The sequence below is a fragment of the Virgisporangium aliadipatigenens genome (genome assembly GCF_016863615.1).
GTDB classification, from domain to species: domain Bacteria; phylum Actinomycetota; class Actinomycetes; order Mycobacteriales; family Micromonosporaceae; genus Virgisporangium; species Virgisporangium aliadipatigenens.
In genome coordinates this window covers 1-8943 of sequence record NZ_BOPF01000084.1, presented here as the reverse complement: position 1 = coordinate 8943, position 8943 = coordinate 1, and the positions used below count along the sequence as shown (strand labels likewise).

General features: G+C 70.5%; 10 protein-coding genes. All 10 read right to left on the bottom strand.

Going from position 1 to position 8943, the window contains the following annotated elements; all coding sequences use genetic code 11:
* A partial coding sequence (locus Val02_RS46705) for a Clp protease N-terminal domain-containing protein (protein ID WP_203905847.1) occupies window positions 1-178 on the bottom strand: 178 nt, incomplete at its 3' end.
* A 282-nt stretch (window positions 179-460) separates the two neighbouring features.
* The gene (locus tag Val02_RS46700; RefSeq protein WP_203905846.1) at window positions 461-817 is read right to left on the bottom strand and encodes a histone-like nucleoid-structuring protein Lsr2; all 357 of its coding nucleotides are present in this window, start codon (window positions 815-817) and stop codon (window positions 461-463) included.
* A 90-nt stretch (window positions 818-907) separates the two neighbouring features.
* Window positions 908-2362, bottom strand: coding sequence for a lysine--tRNA ligase (gene lysS, locus Val02_RS46695; RefSeq protein ID WP_373318072.1), 1455 nt, complete (start codon window positions 2360-2362; stop codon window positions 908-910).
* Between the two features lie 82 nt (window positions 2363-2444).
* Entirely contained in the window at window positions 2445-3209 is a 765-nt protein-coding gene (locus Val02_RS46690) for a type III pantothenate kinase (RefSeq protein WP_203905844.1), read from the bottom strand.
* Window positions 3210-3220: 11 nt separating this feature from the next.
* On the bottom strand, window positions 3221-4072 hold the full coding sequence (gene nadC / locus Val02_RS46685; protein ID WP_203905843.1) for a carboxylating nicotinate-nucleotide diphosphorylase: 852 nt from the start codon (window positions 4070-4072) through the stop codon (window positions 3221-3223).
* Window positions 4054-5664, bottom strand: a complete 1611-nt coding sequence (locus tag Val02_RS46680; protein ID WP_203905842.1) for an L-aspartate oxidase — start codon at window positions 5662-5664, stop codon at window positions 4054-4056. Before Val02_RS46680 ends, nadC begins: the two co-directional genes overlap by 19 nt.
* A gap of 67 nt (window positions 5665-5731) precedes the next feature.
* Window positions 5732-6619 (bottom strand): septum formation family protein, encoded by an 888-nt coding sequence (locus Val02_RS46675; RefSeq protein ID WP_203905841.1) that lies wholly within the window; start codon window positions 6617-6619, stop codon window positions 5732-5734.
* Window positions 6619-7512 (bottom strand): septum formation family protein, encoded by an 894-nt coding sequence (locus Val02_RS46670; RefSeq protein ID WP_203905840.1) that lies wholly within the window; start codon window positions 7510-7512, stop codon window positions 6619-6621. The genes Val02_RS46675 and Val02_RS46670 overlap by 1 nt, the downstream gene beginning before the upstream one ends.
* 44 nt (window positions 7513-7556) lie before the next feature.
* On the bottom strand, window positions 7557-7985 hold the full coding sequence (gene panD, locus Val02_RS46665; RefSeq protein ID WP_203905839.1) for an aspartate 1-decarboxylase: 429 nt from the start codon (window positions 7983-7985) through the stop codon (window positions 7557-7559).
* Window positions 7986-8810, bottom strand: coding sequence for a pantoate--beta-alanine ligase (gene panC / locus Val02_RS46660; RefSeq protein ID WP_203905838.1), 825 nt, complete (start codon window positions 8808-8810; stop codon window positions 7986-7988).
* Window positions 8811-8943: the final 133 nt, after the last annotated feature.

The window sequence follows — 8943 nt, the reverse complement described above, 5'->3', positions numbered from 1 at the left end:
GGACGCCCTCCAGCGAGATGCCCAGACTCTCCAGGGCCTTCGCGGCGACGCCCTCGCCCTCGTGGATGAGGCCGAGCAGGATGTGCTCGGTGCCGATGTAGTTGTGGTTGAGCATCCGGGCCTCTTCCTGTGCCAGGACGACAACCCTTCGTGCTCGGTCGGTGAACCGCTCGAACATCCCTGCTCCCTCACATGCCGTGCCCGCGGGTGCCGACGCCGGACAGATCTGGCGGGCGCCAACGTGACCGTGCCCTCACTCTATCTCCGCCGCCCGACGGGTATCGCCGGTGCGGGGAGGTTGTTCAGCCCTTACATCCGGCCAGGTGGCTCCTCACCGGATGAAATGCCCAACCAACGGCATGAGTGGGGTGTTCCGCAAGTCCCGGTAATACGCCAAGAGCGAAACGGCCCGCCCGGGCAGCTGCCGGGCGGGCCGATGTTCGACACGGGGACGGGAGGGTCAGCGACCGGCTTCCGCGTGGTAGCGGTCGACCAGCTCCTGCTTGATCCGGCCGCGGCCGGACACCTCATACCCCTTCGCCTGAGCCCATTCGCGAATGGCCCTGTTCTGGTCGCGGTCGGCAGCGGCTCCACCCCGCCCGCGCGCCGCGGCGGCCCGACCGCCCGGCACGACGCCCCCGCGCCCGATCTTCCGGCTCGCCGCCACGAACGGCGCAAGCGTCTCGCGAATCTTCGTGGCATTCTTCGAAGACAGGTCGATCTCGTACTGAACGCCGTCGAGGCCGAACTTCACTGTCTCTTCAGCTTCCCCGCCGTCAAGGTCGTCGGTGAGCACCTGAATCGTCCGCCTGGCCACCTGTCATTCCTTCCCGAAAGGGGACTCCCCCGCATTCGCGCCAAACTTTAGCGCATGACGGCGGGTTTAGCGAAGTGGGTGCCCGTACCGTTATTCCGGCCGGACCAACGGGAACAGGATTGTGTCCCGAATTCCGAGGCCCGTGAGTGCGATGAGTAGTCGGTCGATGCCCATACCCATACCGCCGGACGGCGGCATCCCATATTCCATCGCCCGCAGGAAGTCTTCGTCGAGGCGCATCGCCTCCGGATCTCCCTTCGACGCGAGTGCCGCCTGGGCGACCAGTCGCTCACGCTGCACCACCGGATCCACCAGTTCGGAATAGGCGGTGGCGGTCTCCATGCCGCGTACGTACAGGTCCCACTTCTCCGTGAGCCCCGGTTGCGTACGGTGCTGGCGTACGAGCGGTGACGTGTCGACCGGGTAGTCATAGACGAATGTCGGTTGCACGAGACCCGGCACGACCAACTCCTCGAACAGCTCCTCGACGAGCTTGCCGGGAACCCAGAGCGGATCCACCGAGATCCCGTGCTTGTCCGCCAATTCGAGCAATCGGCCCATCGGGGTATCGACGGTCACAGCTTCGCCCAGAGCCTCCGAGAGGGACCCGTAAAGGGTGACCTCGCGCCAGGTTCCGCTCAGATCGAGGGTGGTGCCGTCATGATGTACCACCGTCTCGGAGCCGAACACGGCCCGCGCGGCGTTCTGCACCAGGCGTGTGGTCAGGGCGGCCATGTCGCGGTAGTCCGCGTAGGCGCGGTACGCCTCGAGCATCGCAAACTCCGCCTGATGCGTCGAGTCGAGGCCCTCGTTGCGGAAGTTCTTATTGATCTCGAAGACCCGCTCGATACCGCCGACGACGCAGCGCTTGAGATAAAGCTCCGGCGCGATCCGCAGGTACAAATCGGTGTCGAGCGCATTGCAATGCGTGACAAACGGCCGGGCGGCCGCACCCCCGTGCATCAGTTGCAGCATCGGAGTTTCCACCTCCACCCAACCGTCGGCGTGGAATGTGTCGCGCAGACTCCGAACGGCCGTCGACCGGTACCGCACCATGTCGCGCGCCTCCGGACGGACCACGAGGTCGACGTAGCGCTGCCGTACCCGCGCCTCTTCCGACAGCGGCTTGTGCGCCACCGGAAGCGGACGCAATGCCTTCGCCGTCATGACCCACGAGTCGGCCAGAATCGAGAGTTCGCCGCGCCGGCTGGTGATGATCTCGCCGTGGATTCCGACGTGATCACCGAGATCGACCAGACGCTTCCACTCGTCGAGCGACTCCTGGCCGACCCGGTCCAACGAGAGCATCGCCTGCAACTCCGTGCCGTCACCCGCGCGGAGCGTGGCGAAACAGAGCTTCCCGGTGTTGCGGATGAAAATCACGCGGGCGGCGAGCGCCGCCTTGTCACCGGTCGCGGTATCGGTCGGCAGGTCCGCGTAGCGCGCACGGATCTCCGCGAGCGAGGCGGTGCGCGGGAAATTGACGGGGTACGGTTCCCGACCGGATTCCAGCAGCCGGTTCCGCTTCTCCCGGCGGATCCGCATCTGCTCCGGAAGGTCGTCGTCCACTGTGGTCTCCACCGGAAGTTCAGTCACGTACCAAGACTACGGGCGGTGGAGAAAGCGTTTATGCCGGGCGGTTGCGCTCGTACACGAGGCGGAGGCCGATGAGCGTCAGCCACGGTTCGTGATGGGTCACGGTGGCGCACTCGTCGATCACCACCGGAGCGAGGCCGCCCGTGGCGATCACCGCGGTCAGCGGTCCCACTTCGGAGATGATGCCGCGGACCACTCCGTCGACCTGGCCGGCGAAGCCGTACACCACTCCGGACTGCAGGCATTCCACGGTGTTCTTGCCGATGACGCGGGGCGGCTTCACGAGTTCGACCTTGCGCAGCTGCGCGGCCCGCTGGGCGAGCGCGTCCACCGAGATCTCGATTCCCGGTGCGAGCACTCCGCCGAGGAATTCCCCCTTGGCGGAAACGACGTCGAAGTTGGTGGAGGTGCCGAAGTCCACGACCACGGCCGGGCCGCCGTACAGGGTGTACGCGGCGAGCGTGTTCACCACCCGGTCGGAGCCGACCTCTTTCGGGTTGTCGATGGCGAGTTGCACGCCGGTGCGCACGCCCGGTTCGACGATGACGGCGGGCACCTGCGCGTAGTAGCGCTTCAGCATCGCGCGCAACGAACGCAGCGCCGCGGGAACCGTCGAGCAGGCCGCCACCCCGGTTATCTCCACCGCGTCGGCGGCGAGCAGGCCGCGGAACATCAGGCCCAGTTCGTCGGCGGTGGAACGCGCGTCGGTCTTGGTGCGCCAGCTGTGCACGAGTTTGTCGCCCTCGAACGTGGCGAGAACCGTGTTCGTGTTACCGATGTCGATACAGAGCAGCACCGATCGTCCGCCTAAGTACGCAGGTCCAGCGCGATGTCGAGGATGGGCGATGAATGCGTCAACGCCCCCACGGAAAGGTAGTCCACACCGGTCTCGGCGTACTCACGAACCCGGTCGAGCGTGAGCCCCCCGGTCGCCTCCAGCTCCGCACGGTCACCGACGACGGCCACGACCGCACGGAGCAGTTCCGGCGACATGTTGTCCAGCAACAGGAAGTCGGCACCCGCCTCGACGGCCTCGACGGCCTCGGCCACGGTCGTCACCTCGACCTGGATCGGGACGGCCGGGAACGTCTCGCGGACCCGGCGGAAGGCGGCGGTCAGGCCGCCCGCGGCCAGCTTGTGGTTGTCCTTGATCATCGCGACGTCGTAGAGGCCCATGCGCTTGTTGGTGCCGCCGCCGACCCGCACCGCGTACTTCTCCAGGACGCGCAGGCCCGGCGTGGTCTTGCGGGTGTCCAGCACCTGCGCCTTCGTGCCGGCGAGCGCCTCGGCCCAGGCCCGCGTGTGGGTCGCGACCCCGGACAGCCGGCAGAGCAGGTTGAGCGCGGTGCGTTCGGCGGTGAGCAGGACCCGGGTCGGGCCGGTCACCGTCGCGATCAGGTCGCCGCGCGCCACCCGCGCGCCGTCGTCCACATGCGACACCCATTCGAGGGAACGACCTGCGCCCACCGTTTCGAAGACGGCCCGCGCCACGAAGAGCCCCGCCACGATGCCGGGCGCACGCGCCACGAGGTCGGCCGTGTCGGACTGCTGCGCGGGAATGGTGGCGAGCGTCGTCACGTCACCCGTGCCGACGTCCTCCGTCAGCGCGGTCTCGACGATGCGCTGCACCTCTTCGGGGTTCACCGATTGGCCTGCCACGTCACTCCGTCCAACGTCACCAGCAGATGGCCCAGCCACTCGTCCGACGCCTCGGGGAAGTCCTCGCGCCAGTGGCAGCCGCGGGTCTCCTCCCGTGCGGTCGCCGCACCGATGAGCGCCGAGGCGACGGTGTACAGGTTCGTCGCCTCCCACGCGGCGGTGCCGGGTGTCCCGGGCTCGTTCATTGTCACGGCGTGCGCGGCCTCGCGCAGGGATTGGGCGCTACGCAGCACACCCGCGCCGCGGCTCATCGCCCGCTGCAGCGCGGCCCGGCCCGCCGGGTCGAAGACCCCGCCGGTGATCTCGGGGTACACCGGTTCGGCCTGCCGCGGCGGGTCGGCCACGATGTCGGCCGCGATGCGCCGGGCGAAGACGAGCCCCTCGAGCAGGGAGTTCGAGGCGAGGCGGTTGGCGCCGTGCACACCGGTGCAGGCCACCTCGCCGCAGGCGTACAGGCCCTCGATCGAGGTGCGGCCGTTCAGGTCGGTGCGCACGCCGCCCGACGCGTAGTGCGCCGCGGGCGCCACCGGCACCAGGTCGTGCGCCGGGTCGACACCGGCGTCGCGGCAGTACGCCGTGATCGTCGGGAACCGGCCGGCGACGTCGGGCACGTGCCGCGCATCCAGCCAGACGTGGTCGCCGCCCTCGGCGGTCATCACCCGGTGGATCGCCTTCGCGACGATGTCGCGCGGGGCCAGTTCGTCCAGCTCGTGCTGGCCGACCATGAACCGCTTGCCGTCGCTGTCGCGCAGGTACGCGCCCTCGCCGCGCAGCGCCTCGCTGACCAGCGGCTGCTGGGCCCCGCCCCGCCCGGTGTACAACGCCGTCGGGTGGAACTGCACGAACTCCAGGTCGGTCACCTCGGCACCGGCGCGCAGCGCCAGGGCGACCCCGTCGCCGGTGCTGACCGACGGGTTGGTGGTGACCGCGTAGATCTGGCCCATGCCGCCCGTGGCGAGCACGACCGCGCGGGCCAGTACGGCGCCCACCCCGTCCTCGGTGCCCTCGCCGAGAACGTGCAACGTGACCCCGCAGGCCCGGCCGTCGTTCGCGCGGAGCAGGTCGAGCACGAGGGCGTTCTCGATGAGGCGGATCCACGGGTCGCGCCGAACGGCCGTGTGCAATGCCCGCTGGACCTCCGCACCGGTCGCGTCGCCGCCGGCGTGCACGATGCGGTTGGCGTGGTGCCCGCCCTCGCGGGTCAACATCAGCGAACCGTCCGCGTGGCGGTCGAAGTCGGCGCCGAGGCGCATCAGTTCGCGGACCCGGGTCGGTCCCTCGCGCACCAGCACGTCGATCGCGGCCGGGTCGCCCAGCCCCACACCGGCGACCATGGTGTCCGCGGCGTGCGCCTCCGGCGTGTCGAACGGGTCCAGCACGGCCGCGATCCCGCCCTGCGCCCAACGCGTGGAACCGTCGTCGATGCTCTCCTTGGTGACGACCGTGACGTGCAGGCCGGCCTCGCGCAGGTGCAGCGCGCAGGTGAGCCCGGCGATCCCGGAGCCGACCACGACGACGTCGGTGCGCTCGGCCCAGCCCGGTGCGGGTCCCGCGAGGCGGGTCGGCAACACCGGACGGTCAGTGGCAACCATCCGATCAGTGAATCATCACGGAAGTGTTTCCGAAGCGATGCGCGTCACGCGGCCGTAACACAAGCGGCTAGCCGAATTGCGGTACGCCGTTGCCGATGCCCTTGACGCTGTCCAGCATCCGCTTGCCCTCCGGCGCCGTGGCGTAGCAGCGCAGCCGCCGATCCCCGCGGCCCCAGTCCCGGGCGGAGAAGCCCCAGTAGAGGACGCCGACCATCATCGATTCCTTCTCGCCGGTGAGGTAGGTGGCGACGACGTCGGTGCAGCCCGGGAAGCCGACCTCCTCCTGCGCGGTGCCCTCGGCCGGCATCGCGTCACCCACCGGCAGGAACGTTCCCGCGAACTCCGCGTCGTGCGGCTTGAGGCAGTCCACCGCCGCCAGGTCCTTCGCGGCGCCGTCGGTCACGTCGACGTACTCGTAGCAGGTCGCGGCGAGCGGCTTCTTGTCGGTCAGCGCGCCCTTGAGGCTGCCCTTGCGCGGCACCAACGTGTTGAGCAGGCTCTTCGTCTCGGCCAGGTCGCAGCGGTAGTACCGGGCTCCGCCGTCCCAGTGCCGGGTCGAGGGGAGGCTCGCGTACAGGTACAGGCGCCCGGTGAACCACTCGTCGCCGAGGAACTGCTTCGCGGAATGTTCGCAGTCGGCGAAGAGCAGCCGGGCGTCGGCGCTGTCCGGGGCGGGCGCGCTCGGCAGGCCGGCCATGTTCTCCGGCAGTTCCGCCACCTTGAACGTCTCGACGGTGTGCTCCTCGGCGCACGCCACGGCGGGCAGGCCGTTGACGCTGATGCCGCCCGCCCGGCCGCCCGGCGACGTGTAGCAGGCGGAGGCCGGCGGCGGCGCGACGGTCGCCTCCAGCACGGCCTGCCAGTCGTCGACCAGGTTGCCGTCGCCCGCGATCGGCTTCGCCGCGCAGCCCGGCAGCGCCAGCAGCAGCCCGAGGGCGAGAAGAACGCGGCGCATCAGTCCGGCGGCAACTTCTCCGGGCCGGCCCCCTTGACGGAACCGACGAGCGGATCGCCGCTGTACGCGTAGCAGCGCACGCCGCGGTTGCCGAGCTGCCAGTCGATCTCGCTGAACGGCGACGCCACCCAGCCGATCCGGTCGGCGAGCTCGGCGTCGTTCGGGATCCCGGCGAACGTGGCCACCGGTGCGGCGCAGCTGCGCAGCCGCTGGTCCCCGGCCGCGGCCGGGTCGGTCGGGTACGCGCCCTCGGGCAGGTCGACGACGGCCGCGAACTCGCCGTTGTGCGGCGTCCCGCAGTCGACCGGCGCCAGTTTGTCGATCCGCTTCTGCGGCGTCTCGGTGACGGCCACGCAGCCGAGGCCGACCGGCCGCGCACCGGCGAGGCCGTCGCGCAGGGTGCCCGAACGCCGCACCACCTCGTACTCGTCGACGTCCCGGTACTCCAGCAGGTCGCAGCGGTACCAGCGGGCACCGGCCTGCCAGTGCGGCTGGATCGGCAGCACGAGCACCAGGTCGAGCCGGCCGGTGCGCCAGTCGTCGCCGAGGAACTCCTTCGCCCTGCCGGTGCAGTCGGTGTAGGCGCCGCGGCGTTCGGGGCTGCCCTGCATGGGCACGCTCGACGGGTCGCCGCCCTCGAAGGTGCCGACGTGGATGGTCTCCACGGTGTGCGCGGCCGCGCAGTCGACCGGCGCCGGCCACTGCACGGTGCCCTTGGGCGCCCCGTCCGGCACGTCGTAGCAGGCCCCCGAACGGGGTGCCGGCACGCGCGCCTCGGGAAGGGCGCCCCAGTCGTCGGTCAGGTCGCCGTCGAGCCCCGCCGGGGCGGCGCACCCCCCGGCCAGAAGCGCCGCGAGGGCGAGAACGGCGAGACCGCCGAACCGTGCGCGCACATCACCCTCCGTTTCATCCGGCCCGAGCCGGAGTTTACGTCAGGTCAGCGCGCAACCGCGAAAGGTGAGGAAATGGCGTCTCCGGCGATGCCCGGCGCGGCCTCGGACGGGTCGCCGCCGAGCGCCACGATCCGGTTGTCCGCGTCGACGTGCACGACGCGCGGCACGTAGGCGCGCGCGGTCGCGTCGTCCATCTGCGCGTACGAGATGAGAATGACCAGGTCACCGGGGTTCACCAGGTGGGCCGCCGCGCCGTTGATGCCGATCACGCCGGAGCCTGGCGCACCCGGGATCACGTACGTCTCCAGGCGGGCGCCGTTGGTGATGTCGACGATGGCCACCTGTTCCCCCGGAAGAAGATCGGCGGCCGCCATCAGTTCCTCGTCGATCGTCACTGACCCTACGTAGTGGAGATCGGCCTGCGTCACCGTGGCGCGGTGGATCTTCGACTTGAACATGGTGCGGGCGAACATTCACAGCTCCAGGGAGGCGTTGTCGATGAGTCTCGTGGTGCCCACGCGTGCGGCGACCAGGATGCGACCGGCGCCGTGTGCGGCCGGCGGGCCGAGGTCGGGGGCGGTGACGACGCAGTAGTCGAGCCGGGCTTCGGGCGTTCCCTCGAAAATCTTGTGGGCGGCGGCAAGGGCGAGATCCGGTCCGTGGCCGCGCTCGGCGGCGGCCGCGGACAGCGCCCGGGACAGCACCAGCGCGGTCTCCCGCTCCTCGGCCGAGAGGTAGCGGTTGCGGCTGGACAGGGCGAGCCCGTCCGGCTCGCGGACCGTCGGGACGCCGCGCACGTCGATTCCCAGATCAAGATCCAGAGCCATGGCGCGGATCAGTGCGAGCTGTTGGTAGTCCTTCTCGCCGTACCAGGCCACATCCGGCTTTGTCAGGTGGAACAGCTTGAGCACCACCGTCAGGACCCCGTGGAAGAAGCCGGGACGGCTGGCGCCCTCGAGCACCTCGCCCAGTGGCCCCGGGTTGACCCGCACGGCCGGCTCGCCCCCGGGGTACATCACGGCCACGTCCGGCGCGAACACCAGGTCGACGCCCTCGGCCCGGGCCGCCGCGAGGTCGGCCTCCAGGGTGCGCGGATAGCGGTCGAGATCCTCGCTCGGGCCGAACTGCAGGGGGTTCACGAAGAGGGTCATGATCACGGAGTCGGCGCCCCGGCGGGCCTCGCGCAGCAGGGCGGCGTGCCCCTCGTGCAGTGCCCCCATGGTCATCACGACCCCGACGCGGCCCGGCAGGTCGGCGCGGGCCGCGGCCAACTCCTCGCGGGTACGGGCGACGATCATCGGCGGGTCTCCTGCCGGCGGGACGCCGCCTCCCCCGCGGCGGCCGGCGCCCGGCGCCCCCGCGGCTCACCCGCCGGCGGGACGGCTCCCCGACCTCCCGGCCCGGCGGTGGCGTACGGCCCGGCGGTGGCGT

Excerpts from the sequence above, each read along its gene's own strand:
- lysS (WP_373318072.1), bottom strand. The coding sequence starts at position 2,362 with ATGCGGATCCGCCGGGAGAAGCGGAACCGGCTGCTGGAATCCGGTCGG.
- Val02_RS46680 (WP_203905842.1), bottom strand. The coding sequence starts at position 5,664 with ATGGTTGCCACTGACCGTCCGGTGTTGCCGACCCGCCTCGCGGGACCC.
- Val02_RS46675 (WP_203905841.1), bottom strand. The coding sequence starts at position 6,619 with ATGCGCCGCGTTCTTCTCGCCCTCGGGCTGCTGCTGGCGCTGCCGGGC.
- panD (WP_203905839.1), bottom strand. The coding sequence starts at position 7,985 with ATGTTCGCCCGCACCATGTTCAAGTCGAAGATCCACCGCGCCACGGTG.
- panC (WP_203905838.1), bottom strand. The coding sequence starts at position 8,810 with ATGATCGTCGCCCGTACCCGCGAGGAGTTGGCCGCGGCCCGCGCCGAC.